This window comes from Streptomyces sp. NPDC097981, assembly GCF_040302565.1.
Lineage (GTDB): Bacteria > Actinomycetota > Actinomycetes > Streptomycetales > Streptomycetaceae > Streptomyces.
On the sequence record NZ_JBEORW010000037.1, the window covers coordinates 65,610 to 83,430 of the forward strand.

A 17,821-nucleotide genomic window follows, 5' to 3' on the forward strand; every position below is an offset into this window, starting at 1 on the left:
GGGGGAAGGGCCCGCCCGGCCGACCCTAGGCACCTACTAGAGAATGTGACATATTACTGCCGTGCCCAAGAGACATCCCCTGGACGTCGTGATCATCGGCGCCGGCGTCGTCGGAGCCGCGATCGCTTACTACGCGGCCCGCTCCGGACTCACCGTGGCCGTCGTCGACCGCGGCCCCGTCGCGGGCGGCACGACCGGAGCCGGGGAAGGCAACCTGCTCGTCTCCGACAAGGAGGCGGGCCCGGAGCTCGACCTGGCCCTGCTGTCGGCCGGGCTGTGGCGCGAACTCGCCGCCGTCCTCCCGCAGGAGATCGAGTACGAGGCCAAGGGCGGGCTCGTCGTCGCCCCGGACGAGGCTTCGCTCAAGGCGCTGCGCGATTTCGCCCGGGGCCAGCGAGCCGCCGGGGTCGACGCCGTCGAGGCGGGGGAGAGCGACCTGCGCGAGCTGGAGCCCCATCTGGCCCCGGGCCGGGCGGGCGGGTTCCTGTACCCGCAGGACGCCCAGGTCCAGCCGGCCCAGGCGGCGGCGAGGCTGCTGGCCGCGTCGGGGGCGCAGGTGCACCTCGGTGAGGAGGTGACCGGCATCCTCACGGGGGCCGGGGGTGTCCGCGGGGTCCGCACCCGCAGCCGTGAACTCCTCGCCCCGGCGGTGGTGAACGCGGCCGGCACCTGGGGCGGCCGCATCGCGGAACTGGCCGGGGTGTCCCTGCCGGTGCTCCCGCGCCGCGGGTTCGTCCTGGTGACGGAGCCGCTGCCGAGGGTGGTCCGGCACAAGGTCTACGCCGCCGACTACATCGCGGACGTCGCCAGCGGCTCCGCGGCCCTGCAGTCCTCCGCAGTGGTCGAGGGCACCCCGTCGGGCCCGGTGCTGATCGGGGCCACCCGGGAGCGGGTCGGCTTCGACCGGTCCCTGTCCGTGGAGGCTCTGCGCCGCCTCGCCGCCCAGGCGGCAGCGCTGTTCCCCGTCCTGGCGGACGTCCGGGTGCTGCGGACCTACCACGGCTTCCGGCCGTACCTCCCCGACCACCTCCCGGCGATCGGCCCGGACCCCCGGGTCCCGGGCCTGCTGCACGCTTGCGGCCACGAGGGCGCGGGCATCGGCCTGGCCCCGGCCACGGGCGCGCTGATCACAGCGGCCCTGACCGGGGTGGAACCCCCGCTCCCCCTGTTGCCGTTCCGCCCCGACCGCTTCGACCGGGACACGGCCCGATGAACACCCCCGGACCCCGAACCCCCGCTGCCGCGGCTTCGGTTCCGACCCGACGGTCTGGGCCGGTCGACGGCCCCGGTGCGGGTGCCCGCTGCGCGGGGCCCTTCCCCCACCCTGCCCCTTCCCGAAACCGGGCTCTGCCCGGCCCCGCGCCTCACACGCCGGCGGGGCCGGATTCGGCTCCGCCCGGATCCAGGCCGGGTGCCGCGCCGTTGGCGGGGTCCGGGGCGGAACCCCGGTGAGCGGGAGAGGGGCGGGGCGGGGACAAGGCCCCGCGCAGCGGACCGCGGCACCGGCCCGCCGACCCGACCGCACGCAGAAAGAGAACGGACGATGACCCGACCCACGCGCACCCGCACACCCCGCACCCTGGTCGGCGGAGCTCCCACGGCCACGTACGCGCTCCGCTTCGACGGGCGGCAGCTCACCGCGCAGGCGGGCCAGAGCATCGCCGCCGTGCTGTGGGGCGCCGGGATCCTCGCCTGGCGGACCACCCGCGAAGGCGGCGCCCCGCGCGGGGCGTTCTGCGGGATCGGCAGCTGCTTCGACTGCCTCGTCACCGTCAACGGCCGCCCGAACCAGCGCGCCTGCCTCGTCCCCGCCCGCCCCGGGGACACCGTCACCACCCAGGAGGGAACCGGCCATGCCGAGCTCGGCGTCTGACGCTGCCCCGTGCGACCTCGCGGTCGTCGGCGCGGGCCCCGCCGGGCTCGCCGCCGCCGTCACGGCCGCCGGACTCGGCCTGCGCGTCGCCCTCCTGGACGCGGGGGAGCGCCCCGGCGGGCAGTACTACCGCCACCCCGCGCCGGGGCTCGGGGCGGAGCGTCCCGAAGCCCTGCACCACGGATGGGCCGCCTTCGCCCCGCGCGAAGCCGCCCTGCGCGCCCACGTGTCGGCCGGGCGGATCACGTACCTCCCGGGCCACCACGTCTGGACCGTGGTCCCGGACGGTGGGGCCTGGACGCTGCACGCCGTCGCCGGCCCCGAGGAGGCGGCCGCGACCCTGCACGTCCGGTCCGTGCTCCTCGCCACCGGGTCGTACGAGCGGCAACTGCCCTTCCCCGGCTGGACCCTGCCCGGGGTGGTCGGGGCCGGCGGGGCGCAGGCCATGCTCAAGAGCGGGCTCGTACTGCCGGGCAAGCGGGTGGTCGTCGCCGGGAGCGGGCCGCTGCTGCTCGCCGTCGCCGGGTCGCTCGCGGCCGCCGGGGCCCGGGTGCCGGCCGTCGTCGAGGCCGCCGCGTACACCGCTTACGCCGGCCACGTTCCCGCCCTGCTGCGCAACCCCGGCAAGCTCGCCGAGGCCGCCACGTACGGCAGCGCCCTGCTCCACCGCCACATCCGCCTCCTCACCCGGCACGCGGTGACCGAGGTGCACGGCACCGACCGGGTCGAGGCCGTCACCGTGGCGCGCCTGGACCGGGACTGGCGTCCCGTGCCCGGCACCGCCCGCCGGATCCCGTGCGACGCCCTCGCGGTCGGCCACGGGCTCGTTCCCCAGCTGGAGCTGGCGGCCGGCCTCGGCTGTGCCACCCGTCGCAGCGCCGACGGCACCTTCGCCCTGGTGCTGGACGCCGAGCAGCGGACCTCGGTCCCCGGGATCTGGTCCGCCGGTGAGACCGGCGGTATCGGCGGGGCCCGACTGGCACTGCTGGAAGGGGAGATCGCCGCGTACGCGATCGCCGCCCGGACGATCGCCGGCCGGCCCCCGGCCCCCGCCGCCCTGGCCCGCCGCCGGGCGCGGCTGCGGGCCTTCGCCGAGGCGATGGGCGCCGCCCACCGCCCGGGCGTCGGCTGGACCGGCTGGCTCCGCGACGACACCGACGTGTGCCGCTGCGAGGAGGTCCCGGCCGGCCGGATCCGCGAGGCGGTCGCCGACCTCGGCGCGCGTGACGCCCGTACGGTCAAACTCCTCACCCGCTGCGGCATGGGCTGGTGCCAGGGCCGCATGTGCGGACCGGCCGTCGCCGCCCTCGCCGGGGAAGCCGCCGCGTCCCACGACGCCGCGTCCCACAACACCGCGTCCCACGACGCCGTACCCGACCGGCGGCCCCTGTCCTGCCCGGTCCCGTTGCGCCACCTCGCCGAACTGCCCCCGGTCGAAGGCTGATCCGGCGGGCCGCGGCCCTTGTGGCCGCCTCACACCCACTAGTAAAATGTCACACATCACTTAGGGAGCTCTCTCATGACCCACGCGCACACCCCCGCGCCCACCCCGCCCCGCACCCGCCCCTGGCACGGCATCATGGTCGCCACCGCGCTGCCCCTGCGCGAGGACCTCTCCGTCGACTACGACGCCTACGCCGAGCACGTGGCCTGGCTGATCGAGGGCGGCTGCGACGGCGTGGTCCCCAACGGCTCCCTCGGGGAGTACCAGACCCTCACCGACGAGGAGCGGGCCCGCGTCGTCCGTACCGCCGTCGAGGCGGCCGGCGGCGACGGTTCCCGCGTCATGCCCGGTGTCGCCGCCTACGGCAGCGCCGAGGCCCGCCGCTGGGCCGACCAGGCCGCCGAGGCCGGAGCAGGCTCCGTGCTCCTCCTGCCCCCCAACGCCTTCCGGGCCGACGAGACGGCCGTACGCGCCCACTACGCCGAGGTCGCCCGCGCCGGGCTGCCCGTCGTCGCGTACAACAACCCCATCGACACCAAGGTGGACCTGACCCCCGCCCTGCTCGCCCGGCTGCACGGCGACGGCAGCATCGTCGCCGTCAAGGAGTTCAGCGGGGACGTCCGCCGCGCCTACGAGATCGCCGAACTCGCCCCGGGCCTCGACCTGCTCATCGGCGCCGACGACGTGCTCCTCGAACTCGCCCTCGCCGGCGCGGTCGGCTGGATCGCCGGCTACCCCAACGCCCTGCCGCGCTCCTGCGCCGAGCTCTACCGGGCCGCCGTCGCCGGCGACGTCGCCGCCGCGCTTCCGCTGTACAAGTCCCTGCACTCGCTGCTGCGCTGGGACTCCAAGACCGAGTTCGTCCAGGCCATCAAGCTGTCCATGGACATCGCGGGACGCCCCGGCGGCGCCACCCGCCCGCCTCGCTTCCCCCTCACCGGGGAGATCGAGGCGGCCGTCCGTGCCGCGACCGAGAAGGCCCTCGCCGAGGGCCTCAACTAGCCGACCGGGAGACCCCATGCGCACGCGTCACGTCTACCACGCGGTGGACTCGCACACCGAGGGCATGCCGACCCGGGTGATCACCGGGGGCGTCGGGGTGATCCCCGGCGCCACCATGGCCGAGAAGCGGCTGCACTTCATCGAGCACACGGACCACGTCCGGACCCTGCTCATGTACGAGCCGCGCGGCCACTCCGCGATGAGCGGCGCCATCCTCCAGCCCCCCACCCGGCCCGACGCCGACTTCGGCGTGCTGTACATCGAGGTGTCGGGCCTGCTCCCCATGTGCGGGCACGGGACCATCGGGGTCGCCACCGTCCTGGTCGAGACGGGCATGGTGGAGGCCGTCGAGCCGGTCACCACCGTCCGGCTCGACACCCCGGCCGGGCTCGTGAGCGTCGACGTCCGGGTCGAGGACGGGGCGGCCACCGCCGTCACCCTCACCAACGTCCCCTCCTTCTGCGTCGGGCTCGACCTGAAGGCCGAGGTCCCCGGGTACGGCACGGTCACCTACGACCTCGCCTACGGCGGCAACTTCTACGCCTTCGTCGAACTCGACTCCCTCGGGCTCCCCTTCTCCCGGGACCGCAAGGACGACCTGCTCGCCGCGGGACTCGCCGTCATGGACGCGATCAATGCCTCCGGCGACCGGCCCGTCCACCCGGAGAACCCCTCCATCGCCGGGGTCAAGCACGTCTACCTCGCCGCCCCGGGCTCCGACGCCCGCCGCTCCCGGCACGCCATGGCCATCCACCCGGGCTGGTTCGACCGCTCGCCCTGCGGTACGGGGACGAGCGCGCGCATGGCCCAGCTGCACGCGCGCGGCCTCCTGGAGCTCGGCGCGGACTTCGTCAACGAGTCCTTCATCGGGACCGAGTTCACCGGCCGGCTGGTCGGGGAGACCACGGTCGGCGGGCTCCCGGCCGTCGTCCCCACCGTCACGGGGCGGGCCTGGATCACCGGCACCGCCCAGTACTTCCTCGACCCGTCCGACCCCTTCCCCGGAGGGTTCCTCCTTTGACCGTCGTACACACCGTGGACTACCACACCGCCGGGGAGCCCTTCCGCATCGTCGACGTCGCCTCGGCCGGCCTGCCCCCCGTGCCCGGCGACACCGTCGCCGAGCGCTGCGCCACCGCCATCGGCCCCGGAGGCTCCGGGACGGCCCCGCGCTGCAGCCCCCTGGACGACGTACGGCGGCTCCTCGTGCAGGAGCCGCGCGGCCACGCCGGGATGTACGGGGGGTTCGTCGTGCCCCCGGACGACGACGGGGCCCACTTCGGCGTGCTGTTCTGGCACAAGGACGGCTACTCCACCGCCTGCGGCCACGGCACGATGGCGCTCGGCGCCTGGGCCGTGGACTCCGGCCGGGTCGCCGCGCCGGACGACGGGGACGTACAGGTGCGGATCGACGTGCCGTCGGGGCGGGTCGCCGCCACCGTGCACCGCAGCGGCGGCCGCACCACCGGGGTCACCTTCCGCAACGTCCCCGCCCGGGTCGGCGCCCGCAAGGTCCCGGTGGCGACCACCCTGGGCATGGCGGAGGTGGACATCGCGCACGCCGGCGCCTGCTACGCATCCGTCGCCGCCCGGGACCTGGGCCTCGGCGTCTCCCGGGCCGCGCTGCCCGAACTCGTCCGGGCCGGGCAGGAGATCCGGGCCGCGCTGGCCGCCCACCCCGGGACCTGGCACCCCGGCGGGCCGCTGCTCTCCGGGGTCTACGGGGTGATCCTCCACGAGGAGCTGCCCGACACCCCCTTCGGCCCGCACCAGCGCAACGTCACCGTGTTCGCCGACGGGCAGATCGACCGCTCGCCCTGCGGCTCGGGAACCTCGGCGCGCCTCGCGCTGCTCGTGGAGGACGGGCGGCTCGGGGCGGGCGAGGACCTGCTCCACGAGTCGGTGGTCGGCACGGTGTTCACGGGCCGCGCCGTCCCGGGGGGCTCCCGCGACGGCCTCGTCACGGAGGTCACCGGCACGGCGTACCGCACCGGCGAGCACACCTTCGTACGCGATCCGCAGGACGCCCTCGGCGCCGGATTCCTCCTGTGATCCCGCAGTTCGAGGCCGCGGAGACGGCCGCACTGCTCACCCCGGCCGCGGCCGCCGACGCGCTGGCCGACGCGCTGCGGGCCGGGCTGGACCCGGAGGCCTGCCCGCAGCGCTCGGCCCTGCCCGTGCCCGGGGGCGGAGAGCTGCTGCTGATGCCGGCCGCGGCGGGGGCGTACGCCGGGGTCAAGATCGCCGGTGTGGCGCCCGGCAACCCGGCCCTCGGCCTGCCCCGCATCACCGGCTCCTACCTGCTGCTGGACGGCCCGACGCTGCGCCCGCTGGCCCTGTTCGACGGCGCGGCGCTGACCGCCCTGCGCACCCCGGCGGTCTCCGCGCTCGCCCTGCGGTACCTGGCACCGGCCGGGCGGCCCCTGCGGCTGGTGCTCTTCGGTGCCGGCCCGCAGGCGTACGGCCACCTCGAAGCGGTACGGGAGGTACGGGAGTTGGCGCAGGCCGTGATCGTGGCCCGCACGCCGGCGGCCGCGGAGAAGCTGGCGGAGTACGCCCGGGCCCTGGGGGTCCCGGCGCGCACGGGCAGCCCGGCGGACGTGGCGGACGCGGACGTGGTGCTCTGCTGCACCACGGCCCGCGAACCCCTCTTCGACGGGCGGCTGGTGGCTGCGGGCGCGACGGTCGTGGCCGTCGGCTCGCACGAGCCGGACGCCCGCGAGACCGATACCGCCCTCGTGCGCCGGGCCGCCGTGTACGTGGAATCGCGGGCAGCGGCGCTGCGCGAGGCGGGGGACCTGCTGGTGCCGGAAGCGGAGGGGAGCATCGGGCCCGGTCATATCAGCGGCACCCTGGCCGACCTGGTGGCGGGCCGGATCCCGGCGGCCGGAGCGGCGGGTTGTCCACAGCTCTTCAAGAGTGTGGGCATGGCCTGGGAAGATCTCGCAGTGGCGGTGGCGATGTACCGCGCCGCGGGAGACACCACCGCTCGGGGAAGCGCAACGTGACATTGTACGCTGTTCCTCTGCACTCGGTGGTGCGAAGGGTTCGGAGGAAAAGCAATGGGTGACCTGAAGCAGCACAGTCTCATCAAGGCTCAGGAACGGCTCCGCGACCAGGTCGGCCACGCCCTTCGAGCAGCCCTGATAGCGGGTGAACTGCGCCCCGGCAGCGTGTACTCGGCGCCCGGCCTGGCCGCCGAGCTCGGGGTCTCGGCCACGCCCGTCCGCGAGGCGATGCTCGACCTGGCCCGTGAGGGCCTGGTGGAACCGGTCCGCAACAAGGGCTTCCGGATCACCGAGGTCAGCGAGCGCGACCTGGACCAGTACACCGAACTGCGCACGATGATCGAGGTGCCGACCATCGGCCGGATCACGAAGATCGCCACGGCGGAGCAGCTGGAGGCATTGCGCCCCATCGCCGAGGAGATCGTCACCAGCGCGCGCGAGCACAACCTCATCGGCTACCTGGAGGCGGACCGTCGCTTCCACCTGTCCCTGCTGGCCCTTGCGGGCAACGACCGGCTCGTCGAAACCGTCGGCGACCTCCGCAAGCGTTCCCGCCTGTACGGCCTGACCGGGCTGGACGAGGCGGGCAAGCTGGTCTCCTCCGCCGAGGAGCACATCGAGCTGCTGGACCTGATGATCGGCGGGGACGCGGAGGCGGCGGAGGCCTGCATGGTCCGCCACCTCGGCCACGTCCGCTCCCTCTGGGCCCAGGGCCGCGACGAACCGGTCGGCCGCACACCGGGCGGCCTCGGCTCAAGCCTCTAGGAGCGCTTGGCCGTCGAGGGCCGGGCCCCTGGGTGGACGCCGCGAAACATCGGGTGTCAACTATATCCAGGGGCCGGAGGTGATTGGATGAAAGATCTCCAGTTCCAGCTGGAAATCATTGAAGCCGACACCAACTGGATCGTGTCGTGTTCTTCTGAGTGCGGTGAAGCGCTGATTCGGGTTCCGGTGCCCTACTCCGAGAACGAACTCCGGTCCGTGCTCTCCCAGGTGGAGAGCTTGCTGGCCAAGTCGTACAGCCCCGTGGTCGTGCGGGGGGCGTCCTTCACGGAAAAGCCCGTCCGGGAATTCGGGGCGCGCCTCACCGCGGCAATCTTCCGGGACGACATACTCATCCAGTTCGACCGGTGCCGCAGTCTTTCGCGCACACAGGGAACTCCGCTGCGCATCCTGCTGCGGACGAACGGTCCGCACGTGGCGCGCATCCCCTGGGAATACCTCGTCGATCCCTCCCGCGATGACTATCTCGCCCTCCGCGTTCCGGTCGCTCGGTGCCTGCGCCTCATGAACCGGATTCCCCCGCTGGCCCTCACCCTTCCGTTGCGCGTGCTGGGAATTTCGGCAAACCCGCGCGATCTGCCCGTCCTGGAGGGGGAAAAAGAAGGGAGGCAGATAGCGGGTGCGCTTCAGCGGTACAGCTCCGACAACGTGGACGTCCACTGGCTTACCGGAGACCGATGGCAGGATCTGGCGAGGGAACTGCGCTTCGGCTCCTGGCACGTCCTCCACTGCGTCAGTCACGGCGGATTCGACGAGGAACGCAATGCCGGATACGTTCAGCTCTCGGGCAACGACGGGTCGGCCAGGAAGATTTACGCCAGCGACTTCGAGAGGCTGATCGCGGACTGCCCGAACCTGCGTCTCATCGTGCTGAATTCCTGCGAGTCCGCGGTCAGCGGATCCGAGGACGTCTTCACGAGTGCCGCCGCCAGTCTCGTACGGGCCGGCGTGCCGGCCGTGGTCGCCATGCAGTACAAGATCACCGACCGGGCAGCGCTCGTCTTCGCCTCCTCGTTCTACGAGCGGATCGCCGAAGGACTTCCGGTCGACCGAGCGGTGACCCTCGCCCGCGAAGACGTGAAGATGGATCTGGACAGCCTGGAGTGGGCCACCCCCGTGCTGTTCCTCGCCTCGGACGAAACCCGGATCTTCTCGGTGCCGGACGCACAGTCCGGCTCACCGGGCCCGAGACCGCCTCCGCCGGGCCCGCCGCCTCCCGCACCGGTACGACGCCTCTCCCACAGGATCGATCTGCTCGCCGATGTCGGTCCCTGCAATGACCTGGCGCTCGGGCCTTCCGGCCTCGTTGCCGCCGCGTGCGGCGACGGCGTGGTCCGGGTCGTGAACGGCGTCCGCGGCGGGCTGGTCGCGCAATGCATGCCCGTGCAGCGAGAGATTCCCGTGCGCGTGGCCTGGGGCCCCTGGAGACGGCACGTGGCCAGTCGGCACAACGACGGCACCGTCGTCGTCTGGGACCTCCAGAGCGAAAAGCCGGTCCGTGTGATGAACGTGGGAGGACAGGGCGATGCCCTCGCCTTCAGCTCGGACGGCTGCTGGCTCGCAGTGACGGTCAGGGATCACGTCTACGTCTACAACATGTGGGGTGCCCGGGTACGGGACCTTCCCGCCTGGCCGGGCAAGGAGCGGGCCTGGCAGCGGAAGGCCTGGCGCGGCAGGCTGGGTCCCATCGCCTTCGCGCCGGGCGACCGGCACGTTGTCGTCGCCAGCAGTGACGGCCTCGTACGGCAGTTGGACGTGCGAGGACAGCCGGTGACGGCCTGGCCGCAGCCCCAGCCCGTCCTCTGCCTCGCACTCACGGAACATCTCCTCGCCACCGGATGTGCGGACGGCAGGGTGCGCGTCTGGTCCTGGGACGGTCGTCTCCTGCAGCGTACGGAGCACGGGCGACAACCCTCCCACCTGGCGTTCGCCTCCGGCTTCCCGGCACTCGCCGTCTGTGACGACGACGGCACGGTGACCCTGTGGGACCTGAAGACGGGGGCGCTGACCGTCGTGGCGGAGCCGGCGCACAGGCTCGCCGGGCTGGCGTTCCTCGAAGGTGGCCAGGGTCTGGTGACCGGCACCCGCGCGGGTGCCGTCGAGCGCTGGTCGCTGCCTCACTGGTCATAAAGGGAGACACGTCATGGCGAACCCCGAGGTCGAGATCTTCTGGCCCTCATCGCTCCCCTCCACCCCGGCGCTGGAGGGGCAGGACCTGCTGCTCGGGGCCGGAGTCACCTCCACGTGCATGCTGCGGCCCACGCGGAGAGGGGCGAACGACGTCGTGCTGGTGCTGGTGACGGGCGCTGTCCTGGAGCCGTTTCTCAGCACCCTGTTCCAGCGTCTCGCCGACGAGTCCCACAAGGGGCTGAAGGCGTTCGTGGACCGACTGCTGCGAGGCGGCCCGGAAGCAGAGCAGACGCCCGAGGGCGTGGTCGTCGAGTCGGCGTCGGGCGGCCAGGTCACCTTCACCGCAGACCTGCCGGACCAGGCGTACGAGAAGGCCGTCCTTCTGGACGCCTGCGGTGACCGGTGGATCTGGGATCCCCGACGCGCGATGTGGACCCCTGCCTGAGGTCCGGATTCAGAGAGGTGCGCAGCCATGGCAGACCGACACCAAACTCCGCCTCCCGGCGGCGACGAGGACTGGGGCCCGCAGACTCCGTGGCAGGAGCCGATCATCCCACCGCCTCCTCAGCAACCGCCTTCCCCGCCGCCGTCGTGGCCAGAGCAGCAGTGGGGTACTGCCGACCACTCGGGACGGACGAAGTCGCCGGACACGTATTTGACCGGTGCCATCCTCGTCACGCTCTTCTGCTTCCTGCCGACCGGGATCGCTGCCATCGTCTTCGCCTCGCAGGTCCCGGCCAAGTGGAACGAGGGCGACTTCGCGGGAGCCGCCGAGGCGTCGCGCAAGGCGCGGCTCTTCGTCATCGTGAGCCTCGTCGCCGGACTCCTGGCATGGGCGGTGATCATCGCCATCGGCATGTCCACGGGCACGAACACCACCACCTCCCTGCCGGGGCCGTGACGGCACGGCGCAGCCGGGCCCGCCGTCTGGCTTCGTGGGTCTGGTTGCCGAAGCCCGTGCGCGACGCCTGGTTCGCCGCGGGGGTCTTCGCAGCCGTCGCCGTCGTCGTGGGCCTCGTGGACCCCACGCGACCCGGCCGGTTCCCGCGCTGCCCGTTCCGAGCCCTCACGGGCCTCGACTGCCCGGGCTGCGGCAGTTTGCGTGCGCTCCACCAGCTCGTTCACGGCAATGTGCCGGCCGCGGCGGACTACAACCTGCTGCTGGTCGTGCTGTTGCCGTGCGCCGTGGTCGTGTGGCTGCGCGTCGTCACTGGCAGGACCAGTCGGCGCGTGCTCCCGCCATGGTGGCCGCGTGTGGTGCTCGTCGTGGTCGTCCTGTGGACGGTGGTGCGCAACCTCCCCGTCTTCGGGGGAGTGCTGGGCGCTTGACCTACGCGGACGGGCCACGGGCCGAACCCCCTTGCACCAAAGGGGATTTGGACACGGCTGGATAACGGAGGCACCAACCCCTTGTCAGTGCAATTTCACATTACTATGTTACCGGTCACATCATAGAGCGCGGCCCTTCACTGGAGTGACCCATGACCAAGCGCACCCAACTCGCCCTCGCCACCGCCCTGGTGGCGGCTCTCGCACTCGGTGCCTCGGGCTGCTCCGACCCCAAGAAGGGCTCCGCCGCCCCGAGCGGCGCCAACCCCGCCGCCGCCAACGACGGAAAGATCCTCGGCGGCACGCCGGTCAAGGGCGGCACCCTCACCGTCCTGTCCAACCAGGACTTCGCCCACCTCGACCCCGCCCGCAACTGGGTCATGCCGACCATGGACTTCGGCACCCGCCTCCTCTACCGGACGCTCGTCACCTTCAAGGCCGAGCCCGGCAAGGCCGGCAGCGAGCTCGTCCCCGACCTCGCCACCGACCTCGGCACCCCCTCCAACGGCGGCAAGACCTGGACCTTCACCCTCAAGGAGGGCCTGAAGTACGAGGACGGCACCCCCATCAAGGCGCAGGACGTCAAGTACAACGTCGAGCGCTCCTTCGCCCCCGACCTCACCGGCGGCCCCGACTACGCCGCCCAGTACCTGGCCGGCACCGACGGCTACAAGGGCCCGCTCCAGGGGCAGCACCTCGACTCCGTCAAAACCCCCGACGACCGCACCATCGTCTTCGAGCTCAAGCGCCCGGTCGCCGAGTTCTCCGCGACCGCCACCCTCCCCACCTTCGCGCCCGTCCCGCAGTCCCAGGAGAAGGGAACCCAGTACGACGCCCGCCCGTTTTCCTCCGGCCCGTACAAGATCGAGTCGTACGACCGCGACAAGAAGCTGGTGCTCGTCCGCAACGAGCACTGGGACGCGAAGACCGACCCCGTGCGCAAGGCCTACCCCGACAAGTTCGTCGTGGTCATGGGCCTCAAGGGCGGCCAGATCGACGACCGCATCATCGCCGGCGAGGGCGCCGACGCCTCGGCCGTCGAGTACGCCAACATGCGCCCCGAGAGCGCCCCGAAGGTGTTGCCGAAGCCGGAGGTCAAGGCGCGCCTGCTCGCCGAGTCCCAGGGCTGTACGGTCATGCTCCACCTGAACAACTCCCGCGCCCCCTTCAACGACCCGAAGGTCCGCGAGGCCCTCCAGTACGCCGTCGACAAGGAGGCCGTGATCACCGCGGGCGGCGGCCCGGCCCTCAACGAGGTCGCCACCGCCTACCTGCCCCCGGCCCTCTCCGGCGGCAAGCAGGCCGACACCCTGGGGATCCCCGCGTCCGGCGACCCCGCCAAGGCCAAGGAACTGCTCAAGGCCGCCGGCAAGGAGCACCTGAAGGTCTCCCTCGCGGTCTCCACCGGCGACAAGGGCAAGGCGGAGGCCATCCAGCAGGGCCTGTCCCGCGCCGGCATCGAAGTTGTCATCGACACCGTCGACCCCGGCGCGTACTACGACGTCATCGGCGACCTCTCCACCACCCCCGACATGACCTATACGGGCTGGTGCCCCGACTACCCCTCCGGCTCCACCTGGATCCCCTTCGTCTTCGACGGACGCACCATCAAGGACAAGGGCAACCAGGGCAACTACGCCCAGTTCCGCGACGAGGCCACCATGAAGCGGATCGACGAGATCAACGCCATGGCCGACGCCAAGCAGGCCGGCCAGGCCTGGACCGACCTGGACGCGGAGCTCATGAAGAAGGCCCCGTCGATCCCGGTCCTGCTGGAGCGCAAGCCGCTGCTCGTCGGCCCCAACATCGCGGGCGCCTACGGCCACCCCGTGTGGACCGGCACCGTCGACTACGGCACGGTCGGCCTCAAGGACCCCTCGAAGAGCCAGGGCTGAGGAACAGGGAGCCCCCGACACCATGACCACCACCGCACCCGGCGCCGACGGCCGGGCGGCCCCGGCCCCGGCCCCGGCTCCGGGCGGGGCACCGGCCCCCGATGCCGCCGAGGACGGTCCCGCGGCGGCAACCGCCGGCAGCAGCCCCTGGCAGCTCGCCCGGCAGGAACTCCGCCACCGCCCCGCCGTCCGCGTCAGCCTCTGCGTCGTCCTCCTCTTCGCCCTGATGGCCGCCACCGCCCCCTGGCTGGGCGCGCTCGGCGGCTGGTCCCCCGAGGAGTTCGACAAGTCCGCCATCGACCCCTACCTCGGCGGCCAGCCCCTCGGCTCCCTCGGCGGGATCAGCCCCGAGCACTGGCTCGGCGTCGAACCCGTCACCGGCCGCGACCTGTTCGCCCGCGTCGTCCACGGAGCCCAGGTCTCCCTCCTCATCGCCTTCGCAGCCACCGCCATCGTCGTGGTCACCGGCACCGCCGCCGGGATCGCCGCCGGCTACTTCGGCGGCCGGACCGACGCGGTCCTGTCCCGGCTGATGGACCTGACCATGTCGTTCCCCTCCCTCATCTTCATGATCGCGATGCTGTCGGTGGCCAAGGACGTCAACCGGATCGTGCTCATGACCGCGGTCATCGGCCTCTTCGGCTGGCCCGGCGTGGCCCGCGTCGTCCGCGGCCAGACCCTCTCCCTCAAACACCGCGAGTACGTCGACGCCGCGCGCGTCGGCGGATCGAGCTCCTGGCGGATCCTGACCCGCGACATCCTGCCGGGCGTCTGCGGCCCGGTCATCGCCTACACCACCCTGCTCATCCCCGGCATGATCAGCACCGAGGCCGCGCTCAGCTACCTCGGCGTCGGGGTCCGCCCGCCCACCCCGTCCTGGGGCCAGATGATCGCCGAGTCCGTCGCCTACTACGAGACCGACCCCATGTACTTCGTCATCCCGAGCACCTTCCTCTTCCTCGCGGTGCTCGCCTTCACCCTGCTCGGCGACGCCCTGCGCGACATCCTCGACCCGAGGGGCGGCCGCACGTGATCCTCTACCTCGCGCGCCGTCTGCTCGCCGTGGCGGGAGTCCTGCTCGCCATCGCCGCCGTCACCTTCCTCATCTTCTACGTCCTGCCCGCCGACCCGGCCGCGGCCGCCTGCGGCAAGACCTGCAGCGCCGAACGGCTGGCCGACGTACGGGAGTACCTCGGCCTGGACCGGCCGGTGTGGCGGCAGTTCGCCGACTTCCTCACCGGCATCTTCACCGGCCGCACCCTCGGCACCGGCCAGTACGCCGTCCAGTGCGACTTCCCGTGCCTGGGCTACTCGTACGAGAATTCCCTGCCCGTGTGGGACCTGCTGATGGACCGCCTCCCGGTCTCCGCCTCGCTCGCCGTCGGCGCCGCCGCGCTCTGGCTCGTCCTCGGCCTCGGCGCCGGGGTCACCGCGGCCCTGCGCAAGGACACCGCCACCGACAAGGCACTGATGGTCGGCGCGGTCGCCGCCGCCTCACTGCCGGTCTACTTCACCTCCGTGATGCTCATCTACGGAGTCATCCGCGTCGCCGGGCTCCTGCCCTACCCCACCTACCAGGCCTTCTCCGACGGCCCGTTCGCCTGGGCGGCCAACCTGCTGCTGCCCTGGACCGCGCTCGCCCTGCTCTACGCGGCCATGTACGCACGCCAGAGCCGGGGCTCCATGATCGAGGCCATGGCCGAGCCGTACATCCGCACCGCCCGGGCCAAGGGCATGCCCGAACGCACGGTCGTCGTCAAACACGGCCTGCGCTCCGGGATGACCCCGATCCTCACCATCTTCGGCATGGACCTCGGCGGACTGCTCGCCGGAGCCGTCATCACCGAGTCCATCTTCGGACTCCCCGGCGTAGGACGACTGTTCTACGGAGCCCTGGTCAGCTCGGACCAGCCGGTCGTCCTCGGGGTCACGCTGCTCGCCGCCTTCTTCATCGTCGTCGCCAACCTCGTGGTCGACCTCCTGTACGCCGTCATCGACCCGAGGGTGAGGTACTGATGGCCGCCCTGCTCGAAGTACGCGACCTGCGCGTCACGTTCCCCACCCCGCGCGGCCCCGTACGGGCCGTCGACGCACTCGGCTTCACGGTGGAGGCCGGGCGGACCCTCGGCATCGTCGGCGAGTCCGGGTCCGGCAAGTCCGTCACCTCGCTCGCCGTCATGGGCCTGCACCGGGGAGCCGAGGTCGGCGGCTCGATCGCCCTGGCCGGGCAGGAACTCACCGGGATGTCCGAGAAGGAGCTGTCCCGGCTGCGCGGCCGGAAGATGGCCATGATCTTCCAGGATCCGCTCTCCAGCCTGCACCCCTACTACACGGTCGGCGAGCAGATCGCCGAGCACGTCCGCGTGCACTTCAAGGCGGGCCGGGCCGCCGCGCGCCGGCGCGCGGTCGACATGCTCGGCGAGGTCGGCATCCCGGAGCCGGCCCGCCGGGCGGGGGAGTACCCGCACCAGTTCTCCGGCGGCATGCGCCAGCGCGCGATGATCGCCATGGCGCTGGCCTGCGAACCCGACCTGCTGATCGCCGACGAGCCCACCACGGCCCTCGACGTGACCGTGCAGGCGCAGATCCTGGAGCTCATCGCCCGGCTCCAGCAGGAGCGCGGCCTCGGCGTCGTGATGATCACCCATGACCTGGGGGTGGTCGCCCGCGTCGCCCACGAGGTACTGGTCATGTACGGCGGCCGGGCCGCCGAACAGGCCTCGGTCGACGAGCTGTTCGCCGACCCCGCGCACCCGTACACCCGGGGCCTGCTCGACTCGCTGCCCCGGCTCGACGACGCCGACGACGAGCCGCTGCGGGCCATTCCCGGGTCCCCGCCCTCGCTGCTCGCGCCCGCCCCGGGCTGCGCGTTCGCCCCGCGCTGCGGCCTCGCCGCCGCGGGCACCCCGGAGCAGCGCAGCCGCTGCGCCACCGAGCGCCCCGAACTGCGGCCCCACGGGACCGCCCCGCGCACCGCCGCCTGCCATCTCGCGGGCGCCGGCTCCCCGCCGCCGGTCCTGGTCCCCGGCGCTGCGGCCGGCGCCGTGCCCGCCCCGGAGGCCCCGTCCGCACCGACTGCCCCGTCCGCCCCGTCCGCCCCGGAGGCGACCCGATGACCGTAGAGGCCCGCCCCCCGGACACCACCACACGGCCGGACCGGACCGGGACCGATCCGGCCCCGCCCGATCCGCTGCTGTCCGTACGCGATCTCACCATGGCCTTCCCCGGCCGGCGCTCGGCGTCCGGGCGCCGGGGGGCGCCCGTGCGTGCCGTCGACGGGGTCTCCTTCGATCTCGCGGCGGGCGAAACCCTCGGCCTGGTGGGCGAGTCGGGCTGCGGCAAATCCACCACCGGCCGGATGCTGGTGAGGCTGCTGGAGCCCACGGCCGGCAGCATCACGTTCGACGGACGGGACATCACCCGGCTGTCCCAAGGCGGGCTCCGTCCGCTCCGGCGGCACCTCCAGATGGTCTTCCAGGACCCCCACTCCTCCCTCAACCCCCGCCAGACCGTGGCCCGGATCATCTCCGACCCGCTGCTCGTGCAGGGCCGGACGGCGGCCGACGCGCGCCGCCGGGCGGCCGAGCTGATGGACCTGGTCGGGCTGATCCCGGAGCACATCGACCGCTACCCGCACGAGTTCTCCGGCGGCCAGGCCCAGCGCATCGGGATCGCCCGCTCACTGGCCACCAGCCCCCGGCTGATCGTGGCCGACGAGCCCGTGTCCGCCCTCGACGTCTCCGTCCAGGCGCAGATCGTCAACCTGATGGAGCGCCTGCGCCGCGAACTGGGCCTGGCCTACGTGTTCATCGCGCACGACCTGTCCGTGGTGAAACGGGTCAGCGACCGGGTCGCCGTCATGTACCTGGGCCGGATCGTCGAGATCGGCGAGAAGCGCGTCCTGTACGAGAACCCCCAGCACCCGTACACCCGGGCGCTGCTGTCCGCCGTACCGCTGCCGGACCCGGCGGCCGAGCGGCGGCGAGAGCGGATCGTGCTGCTCGGCGACCCGCCGAGCCCGGCAGCCCCGCCCCCGGGCTGCACCTTCCACCCGAGGTGCCCCAAGGCGCAGGACATCTGCCGCACGGAGCGCCCGCTGCTCCAGGTCACCGCCTCACGCGAGGTGGCTTGCCACTTCCCCGGTGACTGACGGGGATCCAGGGGAAGGGGAGGACCCCGGGCCGACACGATCGGCCCGGGGTCCTCCCGGCACACCCCGCCGGCGGCGGGTCGGCACGGCGGCGGGCCTGCCCAGGCGCTGCCTAGTGCTGTGACCGGATAGGTTCGCCGGGTTGCTCAGGCTGCGGGTGCGAGGGGGCGTCCGCCCCAGCGGAGGCCCTTCTCGCTGCGGATGCGG

Annotated in this window: 17 protein-coding genes; all 17 read left to right on the forward strand. The window is 72.9% G+C overall.

Annotated elements, in window-relative coordinates:
* Positions 1 to 61 precede the first annotated feature (61 nt).
* The 17 genes from ABTY04_RS29675 (at position 62) to ABTY04_RS29755 (ending at position 17,614) form a co-directional block, all read left to right on the forward strand.
* Entirely contained in the window at positions 62 to 1,213 is a 1,152-nt protein-coding gene (locus tag ABTY04_RS29675; protein WP_352216485.1) for an NAD(P)/FAD-dependent oxidoreductase, read from the forward strand.
* Between the two features lie 330 nt (positions 1,214 to 1,543).
* On the forward strand, positions 1,544 to 1,873 hold the full coding sequence (locus ABTY04_RS29680) for a (2Fe-2S)-binding protein (protein WP_352216486.1): 330 nt from the start codon (positions 1,544 to 1,546) through the stop codon (positions 1,871 to 1,873).
* Complete coding sequence (locus tag ABTY04_RS29685; RefSeq protein WP_352216487.1) at positions 1,854 to 3,317, forward strand: FAD/NAD(P)-dependent oxidoreductase; 1,464 nt, start codon at positions 1,854 to 1,856, stop codon at positions 3,315 to 3,317. Before ABTY04_RS29680 ends, ABTY04_RS29685 begins: the two co-directional genes overlap by 20 nt.
* 75 nt (positions 3,318 to 3,392) lie before the next feature.
* Positions 3,393 to 4,319 (forward strand): dihydrodipicolinate synthase family protein, encoded by a 927-nt coding sequence (locus ABTY04_RS29690; RefSeq protein ID WP_352216488.1) that lies wholly within the window; start codon positions 3,393 to 3,395, stop codon positions 4,317 to 4,319.
* A gap of 16 nt (positions 4,320 to 4,335) precedes the next feature.
* Positions 4,336 to 5,340 (forward strand): proline racemase family protein, encoded by a 1,005-nt coding sequence (locus ABTY04_RS29695; RefSeq protein ID WP_352216489.1) that lies wholly within the window; start codon positions 4,336 to 4,338, stop codon positions 5,338 to 5,340.
* A complete protein-coding gene (locus ABTY04_RS29700) occupies positions 5,337 to 6,371 on the forward strand; it encodes a proline racemase family protein (RefSeq protein ID WP_352216490.1) in 1,035 nt (344 codons plus the stop codon). The genes ABTY04_RS29695 and ABTY04_RS29700 overlap by 4 nt, the downstream gene beginning before the upstream one ends.
* The gene (locus tag ABTY04_RS29705) at positions 6,368 to 7,327 is read left to right on the forward strand and encodes an ornithine cyclodeaminase family protein (RefSeq protein ID WP_352216491.1); all 960 of its coding nucleotides are present in this window, start codon (positions 6,368 to 6,370) and stop codon (positions 7,325 to 7,327) included. Before ABTY04_RS29700 ends, ABTY04_RS29705 begins: the two co-directional genes overlap by 4 nt.
* A 54-nt stretch (positions 7,328 to 7,381) precedes the next feature.
* Positions 7,382 to 8,092 carry a GntR family transcriptional regulator gene (locus ABTY04_RS29710; RefSeq protein WP_352216492.1) on the forward strand — a complete coding sequence of 237 codons (711 nt, stop codon included), beginning with the start codon at positions 7,382 to 7,384 and terminating at the stop codon, positions 8,090 to 8,092.
* Positions 8,093 to 8,098: 6 nt separating this feature from the next.
* Positions 8,099 to 10,240 carry a CHAT domain-containing protein gene (locus ABTY04_RS29715; RefSeq protein ID WP_352216493.1) on the forward strand — a complete coding sequence of 714 codons (2,142 nt, stop codon included), beginning with the start codon at positions 8,099 to 8,101 and terminating at the stop codon, positions 10,238 to 10,240.
* 13 nt (positions 10,241 to 10,253) lie between these two features.
* Positions 10,254 to 10,685 (forward strand): hypothetical protein, encoded by a 432-nt coding sequence (locus ABTY04_RS29720; RefSeq protein WP_352216494.1) that lies wholly within the window; start codon positions 10,254 to 10,256, stop codon positions 10,683 to 10,685.
* A gap of 210 nt (positions 10,686 to 10,895) precedes the next feature.
* A complete protein-coding gene (locus tag ABTY04_RS29725) occupies positions 10,896 to 11,141 on the forward strand; it encodes a CD225/dispanin family protein (RefSeq protein WP_352216495.1) in 246 nt (81 codons plus the stop codon).
* Positions 11,142 to 11,185: 44 nt separating this feature from the next.
* A complete protein-coding gene (locus ABTY04_RS29730) occupies positions 11,186 to 11,569 on the forward strand; it encodes a DUF2752 domain-containing protein (RefSeq protein ID WP_352216496.1) in 384 nt (127 codons plus the stop codon).
* 152 nt (positions 11,570 to 11,721) lie between these two features.
* Entirely contained in the window at positions 11,722 to 13,464 is a 1,743-nt protein-coding gene (locus ABTY04_RS29735; protein ID WP_352216497.1) for an ABC transporter substrate-binding protein, read from the forward strand.
* Positions 13,465 to 13,486: 22 nt separating this feature from the next.
* Positions 13,487 to 14,497: an ABC transporter permease gene (locus tag ABTY04_RS29740; protein ID WP_352216498.1), complete on the forward strand. Its 1,011-nt coding sequence runs from the start codon at positions 13,487 to 13,489 to the stop codon at positions 14,495 to 14,497.
* Entirely contained in the window at positions 14,494 to 15,480 is a 987-nt protein-coding gene (locus ABTY04_RS29745; protein WP_352216499.1) for an ABC transporter permease, read from the forward strand. The genes ABTY04_RS29740 and ABTY04_RS29745 overlap by 4 nt, the downstream gene beginning before the upstream one ends.
* Positions 15,480 to 16,580 carry an ABC transporter ATP-binding protein gene (locus ABTY04_RS29750; RefSeq protein WP_352216500.1) on the forward strand — a complete coding sequence of 367 codons (1,101 nt, stop codon included), beginning with the start codon at positions 15,480 to 15,482 and terminating at the stop codon, positions 16,578 to 16,580. The genes ABTY04_RS29745 and ABTY04_RS29750 overlap by 1 nt, the downstream gene beginning before the upstream one ends.
* A 98-nt stretch (positions 16,581 to 16,678) precedes the next feature.
* Positions 16,679 to 17,614, forward strand: coding sequence for an ABC transporter ATP-binding protein (locus tag ABTY04_RS29755; protein WP_352216504.1), 936 nt, complete (start codon positions 16,679 to 16,681; stop codon positions 17,612 to 17,614).
* Positions 17,615 to 17,821: the final 207 nt, after the last annotated feature.